At 69.9% G+C, this 24,347-nt stretch carries 24 protein-coding genes; 15 read left to right on the top strand and 9 right to left on the bottom strand.

Going from position 1 to position 24,347, the window contains the following annotated elements; genetic code table 11:
* Window positions 1-8 precede the first annotated feature (8 nt).
* Window positions 9-575 carry an LOG family protein gene (locus tag M3Q35_RS16865; protein ID WP_273942771.1) on the bottom strand — a complete coding sequence of 189 codons (567 nt, stop codon included), beginning with the start codon at window positions 573-575 and terminating at the stop codon, window positions 9-11.
* 64 nt (window positions 576-639) lie between these two features.
* Between M3Q35_RS16865 and M3Q35_RS16860 the strand changes: the two genes are divergently transcribed.
* Window positions 640-1,830, top strand: coding sequence for a M48 family metallopeptidase (locus M3Q35_RS16860; protein WP_273942769.1), 1,191 nt, complete (start codon window positions 640-642; stop codon window positions 1,828-1,830).
* 25 nt (window positions 1,831-1,855) lie between these two features.
* On the opposite strand, the gene M3Q35_RS16855 is transcribed toward M3Q35_RS16860, so the two are convergent.
* On the bottom strand, window positions 1,856-3,016 hold the full coding sequence (locus tag M3Q35_RS16855) for an alpha-hydroxy-acid oxidizing protein (protein ID WP_273942768.1): 1,161 nt from the start codon (window positions 3,014-3,016) through the stop codon (window positions 1,856-1,858).
* Between the two features lie 290 nt (window positions 3,017-3,306).
* Between M3Q35_RS16855 and M3Q35_RS16850 the strand changes: the two genes are divergently transcribed.
* From M3Q35_RS16850 to M3Q35_RS16835, 4 genes are all read left to right on the top strand, one after another.
* Window positions 3,307-4,317, top strand: a complete 1,011-nt coding sequence (locus tag M3Q35_RS16850; RefSeq protein WP_273942767.1) for a PucR family transcriptional regulator — start codon at window positions 3,307-3,309, stop codon at window positions 4,315-4,317.
* Between the two features lie 153 nt (window positions 4,318-4,470).
* A complete protein-coding gene (locus M3Q35_RS16845; RefSeq protein ID WP_273942765.1) occupies window positions 4,471-5,055 on the top strand; it encodes an MPN domain-containing protein in 585 nt (194 codons plus the stop codon).
* Window positions 5,052-5,420 carry an SgcJ/EcaC family oxidoreductase gene (locus tag M3Q35_RS16840; RefSeq protein WP_273942764.1) on the top strand — a complete coding sequence of 123 codons (369 nt, stop codon included), beginning with the start codon at window positions 5,052-5,054 and terminating at the stop codon, window positions 5,418-5,420. The genes M3Q35_RS16845 and M3Q35_RS16840 overlap by 4 nt, the downstream gene beginning before the upstream one ends.
* Window positions 5,421-5,431: 11 nt before the next feature.
* Window positions 5,432-5,809 carry a VOC family protein gene (locus tag M3Q35_RS16835; RefSeq protein ID WP_273942763.1) on the top strand — a complete coding sequence of 126 codons (378 nt, stop codon included), beginning with the start codon at window positions 5,432-5,434 and terminating at the stop codon, window positions 5,807-5,809.
* Window positions 5,810-5,853: 44 nt separating this feature from the next.
* On the opposite strand, the gene M3Q35_RS16830 is transcribed toward M3Q35_RS16835, so the two are convergent.
* Window positions 5,854-8,025, bottom strand: a complete 2,172-nt coding sequence (locus M3Q35_RS16830; protein ID WP_273942762.1) for a galactose-binding domain-containing protein — start codon at window positions 8,023-8,025, stop codon at window positions 5,854-5,856.
* Between the two features lie 450 nt (window positions 8,026-8,475).
* On the bottom strand, window positions 8,476-9,063 hold the full coding sequence (locus M3Q35_RS16825) for a hypothetical protein (protein ID WP_273942761.1): 588 nt from the start codon (window positions 9,061-9,063) through the stop codon (window positions 8,476-8,478).
* Window positions 9,064-9,216: 153 nt separating this feature from the next.
* Between M3Q35_RS16825 and M3Q35_RS16820 the strand changes: the two genes are divergently transcribed.
* Window positions 9,217-11,922 carry an AfsR/SARP family transcriptional regulator gene (locus M3Q35_RS16820; protein WP_273942760.1) on the top strand — a complete coding sequence of 902 codons (2,706 nt, stop codon included), beginning with the start codon at window positions 9,217-9,219 and terminating at the stop codon, window positions 11,920-11,922.
* Window positions 11,919-12,362 (top strand): GNAT family N-acetyltransferase, encoded by a 444-nt coding sequence (locus M3Q35_RS16815; RefSeq protein ID WP_273942759.1) that lies wholly within the window; start codon window positions 11,919-11,921, stop codon window positions 12,360-12,362. The genes M3Q35_RS16820 and M3Q35_RS16815 overlap by 4 nt, the downstream gene beginning before the upstream one ends.
* Window positions 12,363-12,433: 71 nt before the next feature.
* Here M3Q35_RS16815 and M3Q35_RS16810 read toward each other — a convergent pair whose 3' ends face one another.
* Entirely contained in the window at window positions 12,434-12,925 is a 492-nt protein-coding gene (locus M3Q35_RS16810; RefSeq protein WP_273942758.1) for a pyridoxamine 5'-phosphate oxidase family protein, read from the bottom strand.
* A gap of 49 nt (window positions 12,926-12,974) precedes the next feature.
* Between M3Q35_RS16810 and M3Q35_RS16805 the strand changes: the two genes are divergently transcribed.
* Both M3Q35_RS16805 and M3Q35_RS16800 read left to right on the top strand, forming a co-directional pair.
* Window positions 12,975-13,556, top strand: coding sequence for an RNA polymerase sigma factor (locus M3Q35_RS16805; RefSeq protein ID WP_273942757.1), 582 nt, complete (start codon window positions 12,975-12,977; stop codon window positions 13,554-13,556).
* Window positions 13,549-14,724 carry a CU044_5270 family protein gene (locus M3Q35_RS16800; RefSeq protein ID WP_273942756.1) on the top strand — a complete coding sequence of 392 codons (1,176 nt, stop codon included), beginning with the start codon at window positions 13,549-13,551 and terminating at the stop codon, window positions 14,722-14,724. Before M3Q35_RS16805 ends, M3Q35_RS16800 begins: the two co-directional genes overlap by 8 nt.
* Here the strand turns inward: M3Q35_RS16800 and M3Q35_RS16795 are convergent.
* On the bottom strand, window positions 14,708-15,601 hold the full coding sequence (locus M3Q35_RS16795) for a hypothetical protein (RefSeq protein WP_273942754.1): 894 nt from the start codon (window positions 15,599-15,601) through the stop codon (window positions 14,708-14,710). The genes M3Q35_RS16800 and M3Q35_RS16795 overlap by 17 nt on opposite strands.
* Before the next feature lie 187 nt (window positions 15,602-15,788).
* Here M3Q35_RS16795 and M3Q35_RS16790 point away from each other — a divergent pair, with 187 nt between their 5' ends.
* The 4 genes from M3Q35_RS16790 to M3Q35_RS16775 are packed head-to-tail and all read left to right on the top strand — an operon-like array spanning window position 15,789 to window position 20,434.
* Window positions 15,789-17,846, top strand: a complete 2,058-nt coding sequence (locus M3Q35_RS16790) for a HAMP domain-containing protein (protein ID WP_273942753.1) — start codon at window positions 15,789-15,791, stop codon at window positions 17,844-17,846.
* Window positions 17,847-17,854: 8 nt separating this feature from the next.
* A complete protein-coding gene (gene pgsB, locus M3Q35_RS16785) occupies window positions 17,855-19,030 on the top strand; it encodes a poly-gamma-glutamate synthase PgsB (protein ID WP_273942752.1) in 1,176 nt (391 codons plus the stop codon).
* Window positions 19,027-19,509 (top strand): poly-gamma-glutamate biosynthesis protein PgsC/CapC, encoded by a 483-nt coding sequence (locus M3Q35_RS16780; RefSeq protein ID WP_273942750.1) that lies wholly within the window; start codon window positions 19,027-19,029, stop codon window positions 19,507-19,509. Before pgsB ends, M3Q35_RS16780 begins: the two co-directional genes overlap by 4 nt.
* 10 nt (window positions 19,510-19,519) lie before the next feature.
* Complete coding sequence (locus tag M3Q35_RS16775) at window positions 19,520-20,434, top strand: NlpC/P60 family protein (protein ID WP_273942749.1); 915 nt, start codon at window positions 19,520-19,522, stop codon at window positions 20,432-20,434.
* On the opposite strand, the gene M3Q35_RS16770 is transcribed toward M3Q35_RS16775, so the two are convergent.
* Entirely contained in the window at window positions 20,431-21,246 is an 816-nt protein-coding gene (locus M3Q35_RS16770; RefSeq protein ID WP_273942747.1) for an SAM-dependent methyltransferase, read from the bottom strand. The two genes, M3Q35_RS16775 and M3Q35_RS16770, sit on opposite strands and share 4 nt — an antisense overlap.
* A 239-nt stretch (window positions 21,247-21,485) precedes the next feature.
* Here M3Q35_RS16770 and M3Q35_RS16765 point away from each other — a divergent pair, with 239 nt between their 5' ends.
* The gene (locus M3Q35_RS16765) at window positions 21,486-22,757 is read left to right on the top strand and encodes a cytochrome P450 (protein WP_273944366.1); all 1,272 of its coding nucleotides are present in this window, start codon (window positions 21,486-21,488) and stop codon (window positions 22,755-22,757) included.
* 9 nt (window positions 22,758-22,766) lie between these two features.
* On the top strand, window positions 22,767-23,822 hold the full coding sequence (locus M3Q35_RS16760) for an alpha/beta hydrolase (RefSeq protein ID WP_273942746.1): 1,056 nt from the start codon (window positions 22,767-22,769) through the stop codon (window positions 23,820-23,822).
* A 3-nt stretch (window positions 23,823-23,825) separates the two neighbouring features.
* Here M3Q35_RS16760 and M3Q35_RS16755 read toward each other — a convergent pair whose 3' ends face one another.
* Window positions 23,826-24,086: a DUF4235 domain-containing protein gene (locus M3Q35_RS16755; RefSeq protein ID WP_273942745.1), complete on the bottom strand. Its 261-nt coding sequence runs from the start codon at window positions 24,084-24,086 to the stop codon at window positions 23,826-23,828.
* Between the two features lie 37 nt (window positions 24,087-24,123).
* Window positions 24,124-24,279, bottom strand: a complete 156-nt coding sequence (locus M3Q35_RS16750; RefSeq protein WP_116180367.1) for a hypothetical protein — start codon at window positions 24,277-24,279, stop codon at window positions 24,124-24,126.
* Window positions 24,280-24,347: the final 68 nt, after the last annotated feature.

The raw sequence follows: 24,347 nt of genomic DNA, 5'->3' as shown, positions 1-24,347 counted from the left end.
CCGGTTGCTCAGCTTTCCTTGGACCAGCGGAAGGTCAGCGGCTGGTGGTGGGCGAACTTGTCCAGCAGCGCCGACAGGTCGGTGTCCACCAGCAGCACGTCCCGGTACGGCTTGCGCAGGAAACCCTGCTCGACCATGGTGTCGGTGAAGCGCAGCAGGTGGTCGTAGAAGCCGTTCACGTCGAGCAGGCCGACCGGCTTGTCGTGCAGGCCGAGCTGGGCCCAGGTCCACACCTCGAACAGCTCCTCCATGGTGCCGACGCCGCCGGGCAGGGTGATGAAGGCGTCCGAGAGCTCGGCCATGAGCGCCTTGCGGGCGTGCAGGCCGTCGACGATGTGCTGCTCGGTCAGGCCTTCGTGGGCGACCTCCCACTTGACCAGGCTCTCCGGGATGACCCCGATGACCTCGCCGCCCGCGGCCAGCGCGGCGTCGGCCACCGCGCCCATGGTGCCGGCCTTGGCCCCGCCGTACACGATGCCGATGCCCCGCTCGGCCAGGGTTCGGCCGGCGGTCCTGGCCGCCTCCAGGTAGACCTCGCCGCCGTTGGAGGAACCGCAGAAGACGCAAATCCGCATGGGCCGATCCTAACTATCACCGGATTCGGCCACGGCGGCTGGCGGGCGTGGTTACTGTGGAGAAGTGACTTCTGCGGACGATTCCACCGGTGGTGTAGCCCTCAGCGAGGGCCGGGTGCGGTTCCCGGGCATCAGCCCGCGGGCGTACGAACACCCGGCGGACCGCGGCGCGCTGACCACGCTGCGTTCCGTGCCGGGCTTTGCCCAGGTGCTACGGGCCGTCAACGGCGCGTTCGGCGAGCGGGCCGATCGACTGCTGTTCCTGTCCTCGTCGATCCGCGTCGGACCGAAGCAGTACCCGAAGCTGGACGCGATCCGCAACGAGTGCGCCGAGATCCTCGACGTCAACCCGGTGCCGGAGCTCTACATCACCCGCAACCCCCGGCAGAACGCCATGGCGATCGGCCTCGACGAGCCGTTCATCGTCGTGACCACGGGCCTGGTCGAGGCGCTGGACACCGAGGGGCTGCGGTTCGTCATCGGGCACGAGGTCGGGCACGTGCTGTCCGGTCACGCGCTGTACCGGACCATGATGCTGCGCCTGACGCAGATGCTGCTCAGCGTGTCGTGGATGCCGATCGGCTACTGGGGGCTGAGGGCGGTCGTCGCGGCGCTGCGGGAGTGGTACCGCAAGGCCGAGCTGTCGGCCGACCGGGCCGGGTTGCTGTGCGTGCAGAACCCGCAGGCCGCGCTGCGGACACAGATCATGATGGCCGGCGCCGTCGATCCGTCCGAAGTGGACACCGAGGCGTTCCTGGCCCAGGCTGCCGAGTACGAAGCCGGCGGCGACGTCCGGGACAGCGTGCTCAAGCTGATGAACGTGATCAACGAGACCCACCCGCTGTCCGTGGTGCGGGCGGCCGAGTTGCAGAAGTGGGCCGCGACCGAGGGGTACCGCGACATCCTCGGCGGCACCTACCCCGACCGCGGCGACGAGCCGCACAACCAGTGGACCGACGACGTGAAGTCGGCGGCCAAGTCGTACCGCGACGCGTTCGTGGAGAGCACCGATCCGCTGGCCAAGGTGCTCAACGACGTCGGCGGCGTGATCTCCGACGCCGCCGGCAAGGTGTGGTCCAGGTTCACCCGCCCCACGCCGCCGGCCGAGGACGCCCCGCCGTCCGACGAGCCGCCGGGCGACGGCCCGGCCACTGCATCGTCCGCCGACGAGTCGCGCGAGAACGGGTCGAGCAAGTCGAACGGCGACACCGGAACGTCCGACGAGCCGCCGGCCAACGGCGCCGACAAGGGCTGACCTCCGGCAGTAGCCAGGCCGGACTTCAGTCCGTGCGGCGGAGCGAGTCCGAGGTGAGGTCGGCGAGCGTCGGGTAGCCGTCGACGGCCATGAGCAGGTCGGCCTCGGCCAGCATTGACCGCAGCACGTGCACCACGCCGTTGGCGCCGCCCAGGGCCATGCCGTACACGTACGGCCGGCCGACGCCGACGGCCGTGGCGCCGAGGGCGAGGGCCTTGACGACGTCGGTGCCGGAGCGGACGCCGGAGTCGAACAGCACCGGCAGACCGTCGGCGGCAGCGACGACCGCGGGAAGGCAGTCGAGGGCGGGAATGCCACCGTTGGCCTGCCGGCCGCCGTGGTTGGAGCAGTAGATGCCGTCGACGCCGCCGTCGCGGGCCCGGCGGGCGTCGTCGGGGTGCTGGATGCCTTTGACGATCAGCGGCAGCGAGGTGATCGACCGCAGCCAGGGCAGGTCGTCCCAGGTCAGCGGGTTGCCGAAGAGCTGGGCCCACAGCCCGACGGTGGCCTGCGGGTCCTCCGCCGGATCCTTGCCGAGACGGGCCCGGAACACCGGGTCGGAGGTGTAGTTGGCCAGGCACCGGCCCCGCAGCTGGGGGAAGTTGCCGGTGGCGAGGTCCCTCGGACGCCAGCCCGGCAGCCATGTGTCGAGGGTGACGATGATTGCCTTGAATCCCGCGGCCTCGGCCCGGCGCACCAGGCTCTCGGCCAGCTCGCGGTCGTTGGGCGTGTAGAGCTGGAAGAAGCCCGGGGTGTCGCCGAAGCGGGGCGCGATGTCTTCCAGCGGATCTTCGGTGAGCGTCGACAGCACCAGCGGCACCCCCGTGTGCGCCGCCGCGTCCGCCGCCGCGAGGTCGCCATGGCCGTCCTGGGCACACAGGCCGAGCACGCCGACCGGGGCCATGAACAGCGGCGACGGCAGCGTCAGCCCGAACATCGACACCGACAGGTCGCGGTCCTTGCCCCCGACGAACATCCGGGGCATCAGTCCCCACTTCTGGAACGCCGACACGTTCGCGCGCTGCGTGTGCTCGTCGCCGGCCCCGCCCGCCACATACGACAGCAGCGACGGCGACAGCGCCTTGGCCGCCCGTTCCTCCAGCTCCGCGAACACCATCGGCAGCGCCGGCTGCACACCCTGAAGGCCGCCGAAGTAGATCTCGTACTGGTAGTCGCCGAAGGCCATCGAACGCTCCTCCCGGTTGGTGGCTGTCACAATCCTCCACCAGCTGAGAGCAGCAGCGTACTGCGAATCCACCCAGCCGACCGGCATGATGCTTGTGACAAGTCACAGGATGGGGCCTCGATGATGCTGGACGACGCACAGGTGCCGGCGCTGGTGGATCGGGTGCTGGAACGGCTGGTGGAGCGGCTGCCGAGCTACGGGTCGATGCCGGTGGAGGCGCTGGCCGGCGACGTGCGGCCGATGACGGAGCGGGTGCTCAAGGGATTCCTGGCGGCGCTGCCGGAGGAGGAGTGCCGGCGGGGGAGCTGGTGGCGCAGGCGAGGGAGTCGGCGATCGCGCGCGGCGAGGAAGGGATCCCGATGGAGGCGATCCTGGACGCCTACCTGCTGGGGTTGCAGGAATGCGTGCGGCAGCTGCGGCCGGAGCTCGACCGGGCGTCGCAGGGGGAGCTGATCGACTTCTTCGGGGCGCTGGTGACGTTCCAACACGTGGTGCACCAAGCGATCGCGAAAGGCTTCCTGGAACACCGGGAGAGCACGGTGGGGGAGACGCAAGCGGCGAGGGGAGCGCTGCTGGCGGCGCTCACGGAAGGCGGCGATGCGACGGATGCGGCGCTGAGAGCTGGAATCCGGCTGCCGGAGCGGTACGTGGTGGTGGCGCTGGATCTGGGGCCGCACGAGGACGAGCTCCATGACGGCGTGGATCACGTCATGGCGGGCCGGCGGAAGGTGCGCCGCGTCCGTGCCGAGCTTGCGCGAACCGGCCACGACGTACTGACCGCCCTCTCGCCCACCGGCGGAATCGCCCTGCTGCCAACGCCGGCCGACTTTCCGCTGCACGACCGCCTGACCAGGGCCGCCGGTGCGAAGGTCACGCTGGCCCTGGAGGAGGCGGCACCCGCCGACGTGCCCACAGCCGTCCGCCTGGCCCGCGAAGTGCTTGAGGTGGCGACGAAAACCCGCCGCGAGCCAGGCGCCTACCGGCTGGCGGACGTGCTGCTGGAGTACCAGCTGACCCGCCGCAGTGCGGCAACGCACCGGCTGGCGGAGCTCCTCGAGCCGGTGGACGAAGACCTCCGTCGCACGCTGGACGTGTACCTGGACGAAGGACTGCGCCGCAACGCGACGGCGAAGGTGCTGGGCGTGCACCCGAACACCGTGGACAACCGGCTCCGCCGGATCGGCCGGCTGACGGGGCTCGACCCGACGAGGCCGGCGGATCTGCCGATGCTGCGCGCGGCGGTGGCGGTGCGGCGGATGGCCGGCGACGTTCGTACGGTCCCGAACGACGGCATCGGTTAGTCCGAACGCGTGATCAAGCGGGCCGTCAACGGTCAATCGTTTGGTCCCGGTCGTTTGGCTGCGAACATTTCTGACCGAACTTTGAAGTACCGCCGGCGGAACATGGGGCATCCTCGGAGCAACCCGAGGAAGTCCGTAGGAGAGAACATCCGCATGCCCAGTCATCACACCCCTGCCGTGGTGGTCTGCCCGCGGGTCGTGGAGCGCTTCCTCGACATCGCCCTGCCGGTGTACGAGACGCTCACGCCCGACCACCCCCTGCCCTGCTTCGCGGTGCTGCTGGGGGACTACACGACGACGGCGATCCACGTGCGCGAACTGGAGGTGGGGGCCAACGCCAGAACCACGGACCGCGCGGCGATCGAGGAGTTCGAGACGACGATCGTGCCGAGGTTCGGCAGCGCCTACGAGAACACCGACCGCGGCTACTGGCTGGATCCGGCCGACCTGCTGCGCATCGGCAAGGAGGCGGACCGGACGGGAATGGACATCCTCGGCTCGATCCACATGCACCCGGACTGGCACCGCATCACCAACAAGGAAGCGGAAAAGGCCTGCCCGCTGTCGTCCCGGCCGACGCCGATGGACGAGCACGTGTTCGCCGCCGCCGGCTGGCCGGTCAACATCATCTGCTACCTGGAGCAGGTCAACGGCCTGACCAGCTACAACGTCGAGGCCTGGGACCCGAGCGGCAACCTGTTGCCGCTGCGCACGACTGTGAGGATGGTGGCCGCGTGAGCGACGAGATCAAGGCGCTGTGGCAGCGGATGGCCGAAGGCTGGGCCAACGCGGACGGCGAACGGTTCGCCAGTGTCTTCGCCGAGGACGTCGACTTCGTGAACGTCCGCGGCGAGGAGCAGCACGGCCGGGAGACGGTGGCGGCCAACCATGGTGCCCTGTTCCGGACCCGTTACCGCGACACGAAGCTGACAGCCGAGGTGCACACGATCCGGTTCATCGGCGACGACGCGGCGGTGGTGCACGTGGCGTCCACTGTCCACAGTGGAGAAAACAGCACCGGCACGCACGCCCAGGCGGTGGTGCGGCGCCGCGACGGCGAGTGGCTGATCACGGCTTTCCACAACATGATCCCGGCAACGTAGGAGCAAACCCCATGCCCACCGCCAAGCTGCGCCATCTGGCCTTCACCGCCCGCGACGCGGTCAAGCTCGCGCACTTCTACCGGGACCAGTTCGGTATGCGGATCTTCCACACCGACCCCGACGGCAGCCAGTTCCTCACCGACGGCTACATCAACCTGGCGATCATCCAGCAGGCCCTCGACGGCGACGTGCCGACGGGCTTCAACCACTTCGGTTTCCACGTCGACGACGTGGAAGGCGCGATGACCGGCCTGGTCGACGCCGGCCTGCCCAAGCCCGCGGCCCGGCACACCACCCGGCCGTTCGCCGAGTACCGGGCGATCGACCCGGAGGGCAACTGGTTCGACCTGTCCGGCCACGGTTTCCTGCCGCCCACCGAAGAAAACTGAAAACCGTCGGGGCCGCACAGGAACACCGTGCGGCCCCGACGAGATCACGCCATGTCCACCTCGAACTCGGACACCTGCCCTGCCGGCCAGCCGGTGTTGCCGGTGATGGTCAGCCGCACGTACCGCTGCGATGTGGTGCCGAACGACGCCGTGGCGGTGTTGCCGGACGCCGGATCGAACACGTAACCGCGTGAGGCGACGAGCGTCGACCACGAGTTGCCGTCATTGCTGCCCTGCAAGGTGATCGTCTGCGTGCGGGTGCCCCACGCCGTGGACGGCGGCAGCTTCAGCACGACCTTGTTGATCGAGTACGCCTGGCCGAGGTCGACGGTCAGCGACTGCGGGAAGGCGTTGTTGGTGCTCTCCCAGTAGCTGCTGGCGTTGCCGTCGTTGGCGTTGCCCGGCGGGAAGCCGCCCTGCGACCCGCTGGCCGAGATTCCCTTGCCCAGCGCCAGGTTCGTACCGGACGTCGGCGGCGCTGGCGGACCGGAGTTGGGCGGCGGCCACGTCGAGCAGTTGCTCCAGGTGCCGCTGTAGCCGCTGTTGCCGGAGCCGTTGAAGGTCATCTTCGGGATGGACGTCGGGTACGGGCAGTTGTACGTGCCGACGACGCCGACCCCGCTGGCGGTGACGTTGCTGATCGACACCGTGCCCTGGGTCTGGGACTGCACCACGAAAGTGCCGACGCCCTGCACGGTCGCGCCGTTCACGGTGATGCCCTGGATCGTCTTGCCGGCGCCGTTGCCGTCGATGAACTGGATCGCCTCGTACGGGCTGTCGATCGCCTTGAAGCCGGTGACGTTGATCGTCACCCCGGTGATCGCCTGGTCCCGGGCGTCGAACCACAGCGCGCCGACCCCGAACTGCCAGTTGGGATCCAGCGCCCCGGCCCGCAGCGTGGTGTTGTCGGACACGGTGATCGTGCCGCCGAGCGGCACGCTGCTGAACCGGTTGGCCACCAGGATGCCGCCGCCGAGGGCGTTGGTGTCCTGCACCAGGTTGCCGCTGACCGTGTTGTTCGAGCCGCCGTACAGCGCGATGCCGTTGGCCAGATTCGGCTGCACCACGGTGTTGTTGGTCAGCGAGTTGCCGGAGTCGGCCTGCCCGTTGGACCACAGCGCCAGGCCGTCGTCGCCGTTGTTGCGCAGGTAGTTGTTGCTCAGCGTCGAATTCGTCACCGCACCGTCGAAGTTGATGCCGTCGGCCATCGTGTCGATGATCCGGTTGTTGCTGATGGTCAGGTTGCTCGACGCCCCGTTCATCAGCCACAGGCCGCATTTGGTGTCCTGGATCCACAGGTTCTGCACCACGGATCCGTTGCCCAGTACGCCGTGGAAGCCGTTGTCCGGGCTGCCGTCGTTGCGTTCGGTGACGTCGCCGAAGATGGCGAAGTCGTAGAGCTTGATGTTGCCGGACGCGCCGCCGTTGTTGAAGATGTTGTTGCCGTGCAACGTGGTGTACCACGGGCCGGCGCCGCGGATGGTCACCTGGTCGACCGACAGCGCCGAGGAGATCTCGAACCGGCCGGACGGGATCCACACGGTCTTGCCCTGCGACTTCGCCGCCGCGACGGCGTTGCGGAACGCCTGCGAGTCGTCGGACGAGTCGTTGGCCGTTGCCCCGTAGTCGGTCACCGACAGCGACCCGGACGGCGCCGTCGCCGCGCCGCCGACCTGCTCGAAGTCGGCCAGGTCGATGGTGGCCTGGCTGACGTCGCCGCCGTCGGCCTGTACCCGGACCTTGGCCCCGGCGTTGAGGTTCTGACCGAGCAGCAGCCGGGAGTCGTCGAAGAAGTGGTGGTTCTTCGCGCCCGGGATCCAGCCGGTGTCGATGTACATGTACCGGGAGGTGACGGAAAGCCCGCTGGACAGCTTGGTTCCGTTGACGTACACGGAGAGCCGGCCGGCGCTGCCGTCGGGCAGGCTGTAGTGGACGTTGATCGAGTTGGCCGCCGCCGGCAGCGTGAACTCGACGTACTGGCCCTGCCCGATGCGCACGGCCTGCCGGCCGGACGCCTCGGAGGCCAGGCTGGCCTGGGTGTAGTCGGGCCCGACGGCGGCGCCGTTGGTGGCCGAGCACTCGGCCTCCACCGTGCGGAACGGCACGGACGCGCCGCCGGACGCGGTTGTCGGACAGGTGGCCGCGGCGGCCGGCGCGGCCCCGGTCAGCAGGGCCGCGCCCGAGGCGATCAGCGTCGCGGCCAGCAATACGGGCATGCCAAAGACAGGGTTGGCAGGCTTCATCGACTGCTCGCTTCCTGGTCCCGCGAGGCAGGGTGCGAGACCACGTGCAGCGGACTATACGAATCCCGACACATGGCCGCAAGAGTCAGACGAGACAGTGCAAGAAAATGACAAGCAGGCCGATGGGCGAGCGACGGCCGCACGGGAGGGTGGTGATGGCTGGTTCTGCCTGGTGCCGGCGGCGGCCACGGTGATCATTTCCGTGACCGGTTGGCCGCCGTGGCGACAGCGTGCGCAAGCGCGCGGAAACCCCGGCACAGCGCGACTTCCGGCCGACCGTCACTTCGGTGGCCGGACGCGGCGTGAACCGGGCAGTCCAGTTGGGCAGTGCCGACACCGCGTGCACCGGGCCGACCCATGGGCCGGCGGCGCGCGGACGGGTGCCGAAGAACTCGTCGGCCGCACCCGCGGCCGACGAGACACTCAGCGGGTTTCTTCCTCCTCCGACTCCTCGTCCACGCGGTACACGACGGGCTCGTCTTCCGAAGCCACGACCGGAGCCGCCACGGTGTCGACGCGGGTGGGGGAGGAGATGGCGACCAGGGCGCAGGCGGAGCCGAGCAGGGCCAGCCAGATGCCGGGACCGATCAGCGGGGCCACGTCCTGCCCGGACACACCGGCGATCTCGGCCAGGAAGGTGCCGGTGCTGTAGCCGGCGGCGGCCAGGAAGAGCCCGGCGCCGACGCCGAGACCGCCGGCGACCAGCGAGGCGTTGCGGGTCCAGCCGAACCCGGGCCGCAGCGAGGCGGCGGCGATGAGGATGAGCGCGGCGCCGGCGATCAGGGCGACCACGCCGATGTACTGCTGGATGGTGTGCCCGAGGCCCAGATCGAGGCCCCAGCCGTTGATCGCGGCCAGCGACTCGCCGGTGCTGGACGGCAGCGTGATCAGGTTGGTGAAGGTGCTGACGATCAACAGCACACCGGCGGCGGCCAGGAACGCGACGGCACGGGTGCCGGGCCGCGCCGCGGTGGTCTGGGCGGGAATGGGCGCGGTGTCCTCGTTGGGCATCCGCTCACGGTAACGGCCGGGATGAGCGGGATTCTCGCGGGTGCCGCTCCCGGGAGCCACCTCCCCCGAGGAGCCCGGGAACGGCACCGAGGCCACCGTGCCACACCGACCTTCGGCAAACCTTGAATGCCCGGCCCCACCTCTGATAGTTGGGTGCACGTGGAGTTCCGGGTGCTCGGCGCGGTCGAGGCGGTCAGCGGCGGCACGTCGCTCGACCTCGGCCACGCCAGACAACGTAGCGTGCTCGCGGTGTTACTGCTAGCAGCCAATCAGCCGGTGCCGGCCGATCAGCTGCTGGACCGGGTCTGGGGTGAGCAGCAGCCGCAGCGCGGCCGTGACGCGCTCTACGGCTACCTGTCCCGGCTACGCGGCCTGCTGCCCGACGACGTCGCGATCGTCAAGCGCCCGGCCGGATACGTGCTCACGGTCGACGAGAACACCATCGACCTGCACCGCTTTCGCCGTCTGGCTGCACAGGCCCGTGCAGCCACGTTGAACGCCCTCGCGCTGTTCGACGAGGCCCTCAGCCTCTGGCGCGGCGAGGCGTTCACCGGCACTGACAGCGAGTGGTTAACCGGCATGCGGACAGCGCTCAACGCCGAGCGACGGGCCGTGCAGCTGGATCGCATCGACGCCGCGCTGAACGCCGGCCGTCACACCGACGTTCTCGACGAACTCGCCACCCTGGCCGACGACGATCCGCTGGACGAACGGGTCGTCGCCCAACTGCTGCTGGCCCTCTATCGCGCCGGCCGTCCGGCGGAGGCGTTGCAGCGCTACCACAGACTCCGCGAACAGCTGGCCGATCGCCTCGGTACCGACCCCGGACCGGCGCTGAGGGGTCTGCACCAACGCATTCTCACCGCTGACCCGGAGCTGGACTCGCCCGGCTCGACGCTGGTGCCCCGGCAGCTGCCGGCCGCCCCGGTGTGGTTCACCGGTCGCAGCCCCGAGCTGGACCGCATGACCGCCACGACCGGCACCATGGTCGTCTCGGCCATCGCCGGCGCCGGCGGCATCGGCAAGACCTGGCTGGCCCTGGAATGGGCCCACCGGCACGTCGCAGAATTCCCCGACGGCCAGCTTTTCGTCGACCTCCAGGGCTTCTCGCCGACGGCCGAGCCGGTGCCGCCGACGGTCGCGCTGCGCGGCTTCCTCGGTGCGCTCGGCGTCGAGCCGGGCAAGATCCCGGCCGACCTGGCCGCGCAGTCGGCGCTGTTCCGCAGCACCATCGCGGCCAAGCGGCTGCTGATCGTGCTGGACAACGCCGCCGATCCGGACCAGGTCGTTCCGCTGCTGCCGGGCACCGCGACCAGCGTCGTCGTCATCACGAGCCGCCGGCAGCTGACCCGCCTGGTCACCCGCTACGGCGCTGGCCACCTGCGGCTGGGCGTGCTGACCGAGGACGAGGCCCGCCGGCTGCTGATCAGCTGGCTCGGCGAGGAACGCATCCAGGCCGAGCCGGACGCCGTGGCCGAGCTGCTGGCCTGCTGCGGCGGTTTCCCGCTGGCCCTGGGCATCGTCGCCGGCCGCGCCCACACCGATCCGGACGTGTCGCTCAAGGAGCTGGCCGGTGACCTGCGGTCCGGCATCTCCGCGCTGGACGACGAGGACCCGTCGACCAGCCTGCCGGCGGTGCTGTCGTGGTCGCTGCGGGCGCTCGCGCCGGCCGAGCGCACGCTGTTCGGGCTGCTCGGCATCGCCCCCGGCCCTGACATCAGCCATGCCGCCGCGACCGCCCTCGCCGGGCTGCCCAGCGGCGAGACCAGCGCCATCCTGCACTCCCTGGAGCAGCTTTCCTTGGTGGAGCGGGATACCGCCGGCCGGTATCGCATGCACGACCTGGTCCGCCAGTACGCCCGTGAGCACGTCGAGGCCGATCCGCAGGCGCTGCGCCGGGTGATCGATTTCTACCTGCACACCGCGATCAGCGGCCACGACGTGCTCGACCCGCACGCCACACCGATCGAGCACGACGACCCCGCGCCGGGCGCGCAGCCGCTGTCGCTGGACGGCGACCGGGCGACCATGGCCTGGTTCGACGCCGAGGACCCGTGCCTGCTGGCCGCCCAGCAGGAGGCGTTCGCCCGCGGCTGGTACCGGACGGCGTGGCAGCTGGCCGGCGCTTTGTCGACGTACCAGTACCTTCAGGCCCACATGGAGGACACGAGGTCGATCTGGCAGATCGCGTTGGCCGCCACCGAGCACCTCGACGATCCCAATGCGACGGTCGTGGCCCGCCGCAACCTCGGCAACGCCCTGATTCGCCTGCGCCGCGCGGACGAAGCCATCGAGCACCTGGACGTGGCCCTGGACCTGGCCCGCCGCAACGGAGATCGCCATCAGGAGGCGGTCACGCTCAGCTCGCTCACGTCCGGCCACGCGGCGCTCGGCCAGCACCGTGAAGCCCTGGCCCGTGCGCAGGAATCCCTTGCCGTGTATCGGGAAATGGCCAATCCCGGCCGGGAGGCCATGGCGCTCAACGCGGTCGGCTGGTGCGCGGCCCAGGTCGGCGAGTACGACAGCGCCCGCGAGCACTGCGAAGCCGCGCTGGAGCTGTTCCGCAAGCACCACAACGACCTCGGCGAAGCGGCTACTTTGGACAGTCTGGGTTATATCGCCGATCACAGCGACCAGCACGGGAAAGCTGTCGACCACTACCGGGAAGCGCTGGAGATCCGCCGCAAGCTCGGTCACACCTACCAGGTCGCCGACACCCTCGACCGCCTCGGCCACGCCTACACCGCGCTGGGCGAGTCCGCCCAGGCCAGGGCGGCGTGGGCGGAGGCGCTGGACCTCTACCGGGCGCAGGGGCGCGACGCCGACGCGACCAGGGTGCGGCTAGCCTTGACGCCGTGAGGATCAGGCGGGCGACCGAGGAAGACGTGCCGGCGATCGTCGCCATGCTGGCCGACGACGCACTCGGCGCGACCAGGGAATCGCCGGACGACCTGACGCCGTACCGGAAAGCGTTCCAGGACATCGACGCCGACCCGAACCAGTTCCTCGCGGTGGCTGACCGGGACGGCGAGGTGGTCGGCACGATGCAGCTGACGTACATGCCCGGTCTGTCCCGCAAGGGCGGCACGCGGGCCCAGATCGAGGGCGTGCGGGTGCGGTCCACCGAGCGCGGCACCGGGCTCGGCTCGCAGCTGATCACGTGGGCGGTCGACCAGGCCCGCGAGCGGGGCTGCATTCTCGTGCAGCTCACCACCGACACGACCAGGACCGACGCCCACCGGTTCTACGAGCAGCTCGGCTTCACCGCCAGCCACCTCGGCTTCAAGCTGACGCTCTGAGTGCAGGGAAGGACGCCTTCACTGCACTGGATGCAGTGAAGGCGTCCTTCCCTGCATGCCGTCAGGAGCCGTCAGTGCTTGCGGACGACCCGCTCGGGCTCACCCGGCCGCCAGATCGTCACGTCCATGTGCCCGCCGCCGACCTCGACCGCCGAGGCGCTGGTGAGGTCGGCCGCGTAGAACGGGCTGAACCGCTGCCCGCGCAGGTCGAAGCCGGTTTCCTGGAACAGGTTCTCGGCATAGCGGGCGTGCAGGTCGAGGTCCTGCACGTCGTACACGGTGCCCCACAGCTTGGCGTCCCCGTCGGACACGTCGGTGTCCACTGTGGCTGTGTGCAGGCAGAACCGGGGATCCCGGGCCAGGTCCAGGAACTTGGTGGTGCCGGGCATGCCCCCGAGCCACAGCTGTCCCTCGAAGATGCGGGGTTCCATCGGGCTGATCCGCGGTGCGCCGTCGGAACGCAGCGTGGCCAGGAAGCACAGGTTGCCGGTGGCGGTGTGCCGCCGGTGGAAGATCGCGGCGATCTTCGGCGCGACCTCGGAGAACTCCTGCCAAGTCGTCACCCGTCCGACGGTACGGGAACGCGCGGACGGCCACCGGCCAATATGTTCGGTGAGCAGTGAGACGGCGCCGCTGGCGCGAACGGGAGGGCCGGAGGTGACGGGGCTGCGCGACGCCGACGAGCTGGTCGAGCTGTACGACAACCATGCCCGGACGCTGCACCGGTACCTGGCCATGAGGGTGGATCCGCAGGTCGCCGACGACCTCGTGTCGGAGGCGTTCCTCGTGGTCTGGGAGCGGCGGGCCGACTTCGACCCGAGCCGGGCCAGCCTGCGGGCCTGGCTGTACGGCATCGCCACGAACATGCTGCGCCAGCACGTGCGGTCCGAGGGCCGCCGGCTGCGGGCGCTGGCCCGCGACCACGGCCGCCGGGTCGTGGCCGACCGGCTCGACGACCGCACGGCCGCGGTCATCGACGCCGAGAGCCTGGTCGGCGACCTGGCCGACACGCTGGCCGGGCTGCGGCCCGAGGAGCGGGACGTGCTGCTGCTGGTGGCCTGGGCCGACCTGTCGCCGGCCGAGGTGGCCGAGGTGACGGACACCCCGGTGGCCACCGTCCGGACCCGGCTGTTCCGGGCCAGGGGCAAACTGCGCGCGCGGATCAACGGACAGGAGGGTGAGGACGATGCGTGACGGACTGCGGCCGGCCGAGGACGGTGTGGTCAAGCGGGCGGTGTCGGAACTGCCCGAGATGTCCGACGAGGCCTTCACGGCCGGCCGGGCCAAGCTGCTGGCCCGGATGGGCCGCGCCCCGGAGACGGCTCCCGTGCAGGCGGAGAGCGCTCCGGTAGTCGCGGAGAGCACTCCGGCAGTGCCGGAAACTCCGGCAGCCGTGCCGGTGGCGGGTGCCCCGGTCGTGCCGGCAGCTGCGGCCGCGCCCGGGGCTGCCCCAGCCGCTGTGGTGCCGCTCCAGCGCCGTCGGCGCGGGCACGTGGCGTGGCTGGTGGCGGCCGCAGTGGTGGTCGGCGTGATGGTGGTCGCCCTGGTCGGCCCCTCGGTCGTGCCTCATGGCGACGGACCCGAGCCGAGGATCGGCAGCGCGGTGGCGGCGGAGGCGCTGAGCCAGGCGGCCAGCAAGACCGGGGACGTGGTGCTCCAGCCGGGCCAGTTCCTGTACGTGCGCAACCGCGCGATCTCCGGCGGTTCCGGCAACGGGCCCGGCGACGACGTCAAGTACCTCTACCTCCAGGACGAGGTCTACGAGACCTGGGTGCCGGCCGACCAGGCCCAGACCTGGGAGCACCGGCGGACCAGCTCGGGCCGCAAGACGTTCCTGAAGGGCTCGGCCGCCGACCTGTCGACGACCATCCCGGACCCGATGGTGCTCGGCGACTGGAAGGCCCGTGACGGAGCGTTCTTCGGTGACAAGGAGGCGGCGAACTTCGAGGACCCCACCCCGGCCTACCTGGCGGCGCTGCCCCGCGACCCGAAGCAGCTGTACACGAAGCTGCGGGCCGAGGCCGCGGGCGACGAAGGCATCGAGCTGCTGCGCCGGATCCAGTTCGGGCTGGACACCGGCCTGATCCCGACCGACCTGCGCAAGGCGGTCTTCCAGGCGCTGGCCTACCTGCCCGACCTCAAGGTCGTCGGCCAGGACGTCGACCTGGACGGCCGGCACGGGCAGGCGTTCGGTCTGGTGCACGACTCCCAGCTGGAGGAGCTGATCATCGACACCACCACCGGCCAGTACCTGGGCTCGCGCGTGGTGCTGACCGCCGACTGGCACGGCATCAAGGCCGGCACGCAGCTGAGCAGCACCTCCCTGACCACCAAGGTGGTCGACGCTATGGGCCAGCAGTGATCGCGGCGGCCAGCGCGGCCACCAGACGGTCGCGCCGCTGAGGGTCCATCCGGACGGAGCCGTCCGACTCGATGTGCGCGAACACCGTGCCCATCGAGTCGGCGGCCTGTCCCTGCACGTTGGTGGTGCCCTCCAGGTTGCCGCAGCTCTGCTGCCAGGCCCGGCAGACCGCCATGCCGCCGGCCTCCACGTGGTCGGCCATCTGCTCGTGCAGACGCGTGTGCGGGGTGGAGCCGCCGGACACGACCACGTCGGTGCCGGGCAGGCTGCTGTCCTCGAAGCCGTGCAGCTGGACCTGGGGCAGGCCCTTGCGGGCCAGCTCGGTGGCCACCAGGTTGAACAGGCTGTTCGCGTTGTGCGCGACATCGGCGGTGCCGTTGGCCGCCCGCCGGTGGGCCCCGGCGATGAGCACCGCGGATCCGGGCAGCGCCCGGTACAACTGGACGCCGAGTATTTCCGTGTTGAGATCGAAATTCGGGTGCGGCACCTCGATGACCTGGCGCGTTCGCGCACCGTAGTCGCCGATGAACAGGCCCCACCCCTGTTCGTCGCCGGGTTGGGTCGCCGCCATGGTGAACCGACGGCCGCTCGTGGAATCGATGCCCGAGGTCAGCGTGAAACCCAATGGAGTAAGCGTTTTCAGCTCACTCTGAGTGTCCTTTCCGCCCGTGAGCAGGGGAATCAGGCCAGACAGGGCCGTTTCTCCCTCACGGACCGTAGGTGGCCGGTACGGCGCGTCCGATTGCAGGGCCGCGGCGAACTGTGAGGCTCGCTCGACCAGGTCGACCTTGGGGATCCGGTCCGGGATGTTGATCACCGCCAGCACCGCGACGCAGACCAGCCCGAACGCTGTGACCAGCCAATTCCGTGCAGACAAGAAGAATTCTCCGAGGGTTTCGGGCTGCCTGGCGGTGGCGCTCGCGGTTGTGTCGTTGCGAATAGTGCTTGCCTTGTGACTCCGATCATACTCTAATAGGCAATGAAGTAGACAGTACGAGTGGAACGCAGCACCTCCGCCGCCGCGTTTGACCGTCCTCTGTGGACCCTGAACATGGAGCGCGCGCGTGGTGGCGAATTCGGCCGGCCCAGAGCCGGTGGAGAGTGGATTTCCGGGCGGACTGCGAGCCCCGCTCGCAGTTGTCGGCGCGGCATTGGTCCTGCTGGTGGCCTGGTGCGTGATCCAGTTGCCGGCCGCGGCCAGCGGCGGCGGCGGCCCGACGGCCGTGGCCCAATCACAAGAACTGCTCGTGAACGACCTGGCCAGAGCCACCGCCGATTCGATAAGCGACGTGGCCGGCGACCTGAGCACGGCCGGCGCCCTGTACACCGTGCACCCGGACCCGTCGCCGGCCGGCACGCTGGCCGCGATCACCCGGGGCACCCCGCAAGCCCTCGGCCTGGCCCTCGTCCAGCGCGGCACCGGCACCCTGCTGGCCGGCACCGGCGCACCGGTGCCGGTGGAGTCGTTGCCGAACAAGGACATCGACCGGATCACCGTCACGCTGGTGCGCGACCAGGCCGGCGGCACGGTGGTGCTCACCGCGGCCCCGCTGACCGGGACCAACTGGCTGGTCCTGGTCACCACCGGCCTGAAGATCCCGGCCCACACGCTGTTGGGGGACCCGGCCGAGGCCCTGCTGCTGACCACGCCCGACGGCCAGGTGGTCAAGTCCCGCGGCCGGTTCGATCCCGGCTACCAGCAGCTCGTGACCACGGCCAGCGGGCGCTCGACGACGGTCGGCAGCATGGTCGGCGACGCCGGCAAGGGGCCGGTGGTCAATGGCTCGCGGACGACGCCGATTGCCGTCTACGCCCCGATTCAGACGGGTGAACCGGCACGGCCACTCGGTCTCAACCTGGTCCTCGTCGGCTCCGCGCCGGCACAGGCGGACGTGCAGACACCGGTGGAAACCGCCTGGGTGACGGCGGTGCTGGCGGCCGCGGTGCTGCTCAGCCTGATGCTGCTGGGATTCGGCTTCGTGGTGCCGTTGCGGCGGCTGCGGGCCGAGGCGCTGGGCGGCCACCGTCGCCGCCGGTACCGGCTTTTCGAGGCCGCCGTGGTGTCGGCGGCGCTGCGCGACGAGATCCTTCCGGTCATGCGTGGCCGGATTTCCGCGCGCCGGTTCGTCCTGCTGGCGGTGGCGCCGCTCCTGCTCTGTTCGGCCGTGGTCGGCGTGGTCGCCGGCGAGACCGTGCCGACCGTGCCGGACCTGGTCGTGCAGGGCGAGCGCGGCCTGGCCGAGGTGACCGCCGGGGCGCTGCGGGATCAGCTGTCGGCCAGCCTGAGTGATCTTCGGACTTTCGCCACCCGGGCCACCGGCGACGTCAACTCGCTGAAACCGGCGCTGGCCAACCTGATCGCGCAGAACAAGCGCTACCGCAGCGTCTACGTCACCGACGCGGACGGCTCCGTCCAGGTCGACGCCGGCCGCGCTCCACTGCGCACAGTGGAGCGACCACCGACCGGATCCGGTCTGCACCAACAGAACACGGCCGGCCGCATCCCCGTGCTCTACGCCAGCACGCCGCTGCCCGACCGCACGCACGTGCTGATCGGCGAGCTCGACGTGACCAAGCTGTCCTCGATCCTGCGGCGCAGCGCGGGAAACGGCAAACTCGTCGACTCCGGACTGCGCACCTTGGCCTCGGCCGACGGCTACCGGGCCTTTGATCCCCTGACCGATCAGGCCCTGAAACAAAGTGTAACAGACGCGTTGGGCGGTGTCGGCCGGCCGGGCACGGATCAGGTCGACGGCCAGTGGTACGTCGTCGCGGCCGCCACCGTGACGGGTTCGCCCAGCACCGATCCGCTGCGCTGGACGGTCGTGCTCCAGCAGCCGCTGACCACGCTTCCCTTGCCGGACAACCTGGTTCGCCGCTACGCCCTGTTCGCCGCGCTGGCCGCCGGTGCGGCCGGGCTGCTGCTGCTCGGCTGGTACCACCTGTGCTTCGTACGGCCGCTGCGCCGTCTCGCCGCCGCTGCGAACCTGATGGAGCAAGGGGATCTGAAGACCGTGATCTATCCGGAGCGGCTCAACGAGATCGGCACGCTGAGCCAGTGCCTCGACGACGCGCGCAGACAGCGGACCCCTGCCGCCGCCCCGGTTCCCCAGCTGGTCTAGGAGCACGGATGCGTTTCCTCTACACGGTTTTCGCGCTGTCCTGCCTGGCGCTGCTGGTATGCGGCATCGTCGAACAGCGCCGGCACGACAAGAACCTGGCCCGCATCACGCATCGCGTGCTGGTCAACGGGATCCGCGGCAAGTCGTCGATCACCCGGCTGTGCGCCGGTGCGCTTCGGGGCGGTGGTCTGGTGACGGTCGCCAAAACCACCGGCACCGCCGCGCGTTTCATCCATCCCGACGCCCGAGAGGAGCCGGTGCACCGGAAGTTCAACATTGCCAACGTGGTCGAGCAGATCGCCATCGTGCGGCGGGCCGCCGGCTACGACCCGGACGTGCTGGTGATGGAGTGCATGGCCGTCGCGCCGCCGTTGCAGGAAATCAACCAGACCAAGCTGATCCGCTCGGACATCGGCGTGCTGTGCAACGTGCGCGAGGACCACCTGGCCGAGATGGGGCCGACGCTGGACGACGTGGCCCGGTCGCTGTGTCGGTCGATGCCGGTCGGCGGCGTGTGTGTCACGGCTGAACGCGAGCGTTTACCCATCCTCCAGGAAGAGGCGGACAAGCGGAACTGCCGGCTGATCGCCGTCGATCCCGAGGACGTGACCGACCAGGAGCTGGCGGCGTTCGACTGGATCACGTTCAAGGAGAACGTGGCCATCGCGCTGAAAGTGGCCGAGCTGCTGGACATCGACCGCGCCGCCGCGATGGAGGGCATGTGGGCCGCGCCGCCCGATCCCGGCGTGCTGCGGGTGGACCGCTACGCCGCCGGCGGCAAGCGGCTGCACTTCGCGAACGTGTTCGCGGCCAACGATCCCGAGTCGACCGTGATGAACATCGAGCACCTGCTCGACCACGGCGCGATCGGCCGGCCGCTGCACATCGTGATCAACTGCCGGCCGGACCGGATCGAGCGCAACGGGCAGATGGGCGCTTTGATCCCGCGGCTGCAACCGGATCGCGTGCTGCTGATCGGGGAGCCGACCCGCAGCGCGCTGACCGCCATCCCGTCCTCGTGGCGGCCGCGGGTGGTCGATCTCGGCGGCCGGCGCAGCGCGCCCGAGCTGTTGGACGCGCTCGTCGCCGGCATCGACGGTCAGGCCTCGCTCGCGGCCATCGGCAACATCCACGGCCAGGGCGAAGTGCTGCTCGCCCAACTGGAAACACTGGAGCGGCTATGATCAGCCAGGAGCTGTCGCCGGAGGTGGCCACCCTGGGGTTGGCCATCGGGTTGTTGTTCTCCCTGCTGTGCTACCTGACCACGAACCTGTCGCCGGGCGGCATGATCACCCCGGGCTGGCTGGCCCTGACCCTGGTCGAGGACTACCGTCGGGCCGCACTCGTGGTGCTCACCACGGCGCTGACGTATCTGGCCACCGTCGGCCTGAGCAAAATCGTGATCCTGTACGGCAAACGGCAGTTCGCCGCGGTCGTGCTACTCGGGGTTCTCTTGCAGACAACAGTGTTCGTGCTGATACAGGACCATTATCCGCTGCTGTACGTGCACGAGACGCTGGGCTTCGTGGTGCCGGGACTCATTGCCTACCAACTGGTTCGCCAGCCGCCCGCGGTGACCGTGCTGGCCACCGGGTCCGTCGCCCTCGCCTCGTACGGAGTGCTGGCCAGCGGTGTGCTGGTCGGTCTGATCCCGACCTCGTAGGAGCCTTGCCGTGAAACACATCCGTGCAGCAGTGTTGCTGACGACGCTGGTCACCTCCGGCGCCGCGGTCGTGCATCTGGCCCAGGCCGAGGACGTGCCGACGAGGGCCCGGGACAACGGGGCGGTCGTCGCCATCGCGCAGGCCCGTCAATCCAGCACCAACTACAGCTTCGTACGCCTTGACGGGCCAGCGCGGACCGCCGTGCTCGACGAACATGCCCGGCTGGTGGCCATGTTCACCGACGGCGCACGAACGACGGTCCTCAGTGGACCGAGCAGGACCTTCGCCGATCCGCAGCGGACCAGCGCCCTGGTCACCACGTCGAACTGGGTTCGCCTGGCCCCGCAGGCGTGGAAATCCGGCGCCGAGAAGGAATCCTGGTTCCGGCCGTGGCTGGAGCAGGCGCTGGGCGACCGCAGTCCCGATATCCTTGCCGTGGCAACGCAGTACGTCGCTTCCGCGCACTACGCCGATGCCGCCGACTACAACGACTTCCTCGGCATCTCCAACCGTGGCGTGAAACCGAGGAAGGATCGCTTCGGCGACGTCGACTCGGCCGGCTTCGTCCGGCTGGTCTACGGCTACCGGATGGGCTACCCGATCGGTGACAACGGCTTGCCGCGCACCCCGCCGGAGATGCCGAAGGCCCCGCTCGGCGCGGCCATCGCCGACAACGCCGTCGGCCAGCCCCAGACCCGTTATCTGGCCCAGCCCGGGGATCTGCTGCTGTTCAGCACCGACGGCAACAAGGGAACCGTCGACCACGTCGGCATCTACCTCGGGGTCGACGACGCCGGCCAGCAGCGTTTCATCGCCTCGCGCGGCACGCCCAACGGCCCCAGTTTCGGCGACTCCAGCGGGCGAAGCGTGCTGGACGACGACGGCCCGTACGCGGCCGGGTTGTGGGGAATCCGTCGCCTCTAAGGCTTGATGGCCACCCCGGCGTAGGGAAGGGAGTTGATGCCCGGGTCGTCGGAGATGCCGCCCATGCCGTCCGGCCGCCACATCGGACAGCCGACGACACCGGGTTCGACCAGGTCGAACCCGTCGAAGAACCGCAGCACCTCGGCGTGGGTGCGCGGGAAGGGCTGGTTGTGGGTGTTCTGGTCGTACACCTTGACGGCGTCGCCGAGGTTGCGCACGTCGCCGTCGGCGGCCACGTGCGAGGCGGCGAAGTAGCTGCCGGACGGGATCGCGTCGCGGTAGCCGGCGACCACCCCGGCGGGGTCCCACTCGTCCGGCATGAAGTGCAGCAGCAGCAACATGAACAGGCCGACGGGCTGGGAGAAGTCCAGCAGCCGCTTGACTTCGTCCGACCCCAGGATGTTCGCGTGGTCGCGGGCGTCGGCGTGCACCACGGCGGCGTTGTCGTTGCCCCGGAGCAGCAGTTCGCTGTGCGCCACGGCGATCGGGTCGCGGTCGACGTACACCACCCGGCAGGACGGGTCCTGCTGCTGCACGATCTCGTGCAGATTGCCCGAGGTCGGCAGGCCGGAGCCGACGTCGAGGAACTGCCGCACGCCCGACCGGACCATGAAGATGGCGGCCCGGCGCAGGAAGGCCCGGTTGAACCGGGCCGCCTGGGGGACACCGGGCATCATCTTGTTGATCTTCTCGGCCAGCTCGCGGTCGGCAGCGAAGTTGGACGCCCCGCCGAGCCAGTAGTCGTAGACCCGGGCCGGATGGGGGATGGTCGGGTCGACCTCCGGCGGCACCCAGCTCAGGTCACCGTTCATGCCCCACCTCACCGTCCACGGCCCGAAGGATCGAGCGTAGACGGCGGCCCCGGCCAGGGCTACCGCAACCCGATCGGGTGGTCCTGGGCGCGGCCACTCGCCGTAGCGGTGCTACACCCCTATCGTGAACCGGCCGCGAACCGATCGTGGGGTGGGAAGGGTTGTCCGCCAACCAGAACGTGACGGAAGACGCGCCGGTCGTGCCCGGGCGGCGTCCCGTGATCGGCCATACCGCCGCCATGCTGCGACGACCGTTGCGGTTCCTGTCGACGCTGCCGGCCTACGGCGAGGTCGTCAAGATCTATCTCGGGCCGCTGCCGGTGTACATGGTGACCGGCCCGGAGCTGGCCATGCGGCTGCTGGCCGCCGACGCCGACAACTACGACAAGGGCATCGTCTTCGACAAGATGCGCCCGCTGTTCGGCAACGGCCTGGCCACCTCCAACGGGGACTTCAACAAACGCCAGCGCCGCCTGGTGTTACCGGCCTTCCACCGCACGCGCATCGCGAGCTACGCCGAGACCACCATGACCCGTTTGGCCCAGGAGTCGATCACCGACTGGCGGGCCGGCCAGGTCGTCGCGGTCGACGAGCACATGCAGAACCTGGTCATGAGCATCGCCGGCCGCACCCTGTTCGCCACCGAGCTCGGCCAGGACGTGCTCGACGAGATCCAGCGCAGCGTGCCCGATCTGCTGGACAACGTGCTGGTACGGGCGTTTTCGCCGCGGTTCGTGGAACGCCTGCCGATCCCCGGCAACCGCAGGTTCGACGCCGCGGCGGCCCGGCTGCGTGACGTCATCCCGCGGGCCGTGCTGGCCGCGCGGGCGGCCGGGACCGATCACGGCGACCTGGTGTCCATGCTGCTCCTGGCCCGTGACGAGGACACCGGCGAGGGCATGACCGACGAGCAGGTGCACGACGAGGTCGTCACCATCCTCACCACCGGCGCGGAGACCACGTCCGTGGCACTGGCCTGGTTCTTCCACGAGATCGCCCAGCAGCCGGACATCGAGCACCGGTTCCACAGCGAGCTCGACAGGGTGCTGGCCGGGCGGCCGCCGACCATGGCCGACCTGCCCCGACTCGAGTACACACAGCGGATTGTCAACGAGATCCTGCGCCGCAACCCGCCGCTGATCCTCATGCGCCGGGCCCGGGCCGACACCACGCTCGGCGGGGTCCGCATCCCGGCCGGCACCGAGGTCGCGGTCAGCCAGCACACGCTGCACCGGGATCCGCGCTGGTTCCCCGATCCCGACCGGTTCGACCCCGACCGCTGGCTGCCGGAACGGGCCGAGAAGCTGCCACGCGGCGCGTTCATCCCGTTCGGCGCGGGGGCCCGGCTGTGCCCGGGACACCTGCTCGCCCAGACCGAGATCGCGGTCGTCGCGGCCACCATCGCCGCCCGCTGGCGGCTCGTGCCGGTGCCCGGCACGACGGTGAAGCCGCGACTGGCCGCCACCATGCAGCCCAACCGGCTGCCGATGACAGTTCTGCCACGCCACTGAGGAGATGTCGTGAAGCTTGTGCGCAAGCTTGCCGTGCTGGTGCTTGCCTGTGTCGCCGGGTTGAGCGGGGCGGTCGCGCCGCCGGCCGCCGTCGCGTCGGCCGCCAACTGCTCGCCGGCCGATCTCCCGGTGCGCTCGCCGGACGTGCTGCCGCTGTTCTCTTCGCCGGCGACGATTCACGGGCAGTTGTGCCTGCCGGATGGGGCCGCGCCTTCGGCGGTGCAGCTGCTGGTGCACGGCGGCACGTACAACAGCGCGTACTGGGATCTGCCGTATCAGCCGGATCAGTATTCGTACCAACGGGATATGGCCAAGCACGGCTACGCCACGTTCGCGGTCGACGTGCTCGGGGCCGGGCAGAGCAGCCATCCGCTGAGCCTGCCGTTGACGGTGTGGGCCGAGGCCGAGGCGCTGCACGAGGTCATCGGGCAGCTGCGCGGCGGCGCGGTCGGCGGTATCCCGTTCGGCAAGGTGGTGATCGTCGGGCACTCCGTCGGTTCCGGCATCGTCGCCTCGGAAGCCTCGACGTACAAGGATGTCGACGGCGTGATCCTGACCGGTGTCACGCACATCCCGTCCATCCCGGCATTGGGCTTGGGCGCGGCGCTCGGTCTGGTGCCGGCTTTCCTGTCGTCGGTGAAGAACGCCGGCGACCCGCTGTACTTCACCACCAAGCCCGGTGCCCGCGGCCCGTTGTTCTACAACTCGGCCGACGCCGACCCGGCGGTGATCGCCGCCGATGAGGCGACCAAGGACCAGGTTTCCGTGCCAGGTATGGGAACCGTGGCCGTGTTCGGCATCGTCGTGCCGGTCACGCTGGGCATCAACGTGCCGGTGTTGCAGGCCGTAGGCTCCGATGACGTGTTGTTCTGCGGCCTGCTGGCTTTGCGGGACTGCTCCTCGTCGGCGTCGTTGCGCGCGCAGGAGGCCCCGTTCTACTCGGCCGCCGCGAAGTTGTCGGTGTACGTGCTGCCCAACGCGGGCCATTCCCTTGCGCTGCACCGCAATGCCGGCTTGTACCGGGACGCGACCCGCGCCTGGCTCGACTCCACGTTGGGCATCTGACGGCTAGTCGGGCCACTCACCGGTGACCCGCTCGTACGCTTTCGCGCCCGCGCGGTCGGTGGCCGCTTTGACCAGCCCGAACACCGCGCCCTGGATGGCCGCGGCCACGAGCACGCGGCCCCAGCCCTGCTCACGATCCGTCGCCGTCGGAGCGTCGTGCTCGCCGGTGGCCACCCGCCAGAGCCGTTTCGACACGGCTCCGGCGGCGGCCCCGGCGAGCACACTCAACAGCATTCCGATTGCCCTGTACCCGAGTTTGCCCATGGCGGCCGGATGCCACCCTGGGTGTCATTCGAAACCGTCAGTACCAGTGCGCGCGGCCGCCGATACGACGGCCGGTGCCGCCGACGATGGCCAGGATCGCGCCGATCACGGCCAGAATGATGCCGATGGTCCACAGCGTCGGTATGCCGAAAATGAAGCCGACGATCAACAGGATGACGCCAAGGGTGATCACGGCTCGACCTCCTTCATTCGTTGTCGACAACCGGATGACCGCCCGATCGGGTCGTGAAACCGGCCATT

This window comes from Kutzneria chonburiensis (assembly GCF_028622115.1).
GTDB classification, from domain to species: Bacteria; Actinomycetota; Actinomycetes; order Mycobacteriales; family Pseudonocardiaceae; genus Kutzneria; species Kutzneria chonburiensis.
The sequence above is the reverse complement of the archived record's forward strand: the minus strand, read 5'-3'. Positions and strand labels throughout refer to the sequence as shown.

What these genes read in the sequence shown, in the direction of transcription:
- pgsB (WP_273942752.1), top strand. Translation starts at nt 17,855, where the DNA reads ATGCGTTTCCTCTACACGGTTTTCGCGCTGTCCTGCCTGGCGCTGCTG.
- M3Q35_RS16765 (WP_273944366.1), top strand. Translation starts at nt 21,486, where the DNA reads ATGCTGCGACGACCGTTGCGGTTCCTGTCGACGCTGCCGGCCTACGGC.
- M3Q35_RS16855 (WP_273942768.1), bottom strand. Translation starts at nt 3,016, where the DNA reads ATGGCCTTCGGCGACTACCAGTACGAGATCTACTTCGGCGGCCTTCAG.
- M3Q35_RS16755 (WP_273942745.1), bottom strand. Translation starts at nt 24,086, where the DNA reads ATGGGCAAACTCGGGTACAGGGCAATCGGAATGCTGTTGAGTGTGCTC.
- M3Q35_RS16835 (WP_273942763.1), top strand. Translation starts at nt 5,432, where the DNA reads ATGCCCACCGCCAAGCTGCGCCATCTGGCCTTCACCGCCCGCGACGCG.
- M3Q35_RS16830 (WP_273942762.1), bottom strand. Translation starts at nt 8,025, where the DNA reads ATGCCCGTATTGCTGGCCGCGACGCTGATCGCCTCGGGCGCGGCCCTG.
- M3Q35_RS16770 (WP_273942747.1), bottom strand. Translation starts at nt 21,246, where the DNA reads ATGAACGGTGACCTGAGCTGGGTGCCGCCGGAGGTCGACCCGACCATC.
- M3Q35_RS16825 (WP_273942761.1), bottom strand. Translation starts at nt 9,063, where the DNA reads ATGCCCAACGAGGACACCGCGCCCATTCCCGCCCAGACCACCGCGGCG.
- M3Q35_RS16780 (WP_273942750.1), top strand. Translation starts at nt 19,027, where the DNA reads ATGATCAGCCAGGAGCTGTCGCCGGAGGTGGCCACCCTGGGGTTGGCC.
- M3Q35_RS16800 (WP_273942756.1), top strand. Translation starts at nt 13,549, where the DNA reads ATGCGTGACGGACTGCGGCCGGCCGAGGACGGTGTGGTCAAGCGGGCG.
- M3Q35_RS16845 (WP_273942765.1), top strand. Translation starts at nt 4,471, where the DNA reads ATGCCCAGTCATCACACCCCTGCCGTGGTGGTCTGCCCGCGGGTCGTG.
- M3Q35_RS16865 (WP_273942771.1), bottom strand. Translation starts at nt 575, where the DNA reads ATGCGGATTTGCGTCTTCTGCGGTTCCTCCAACGGCGGCGAGGTCTAC.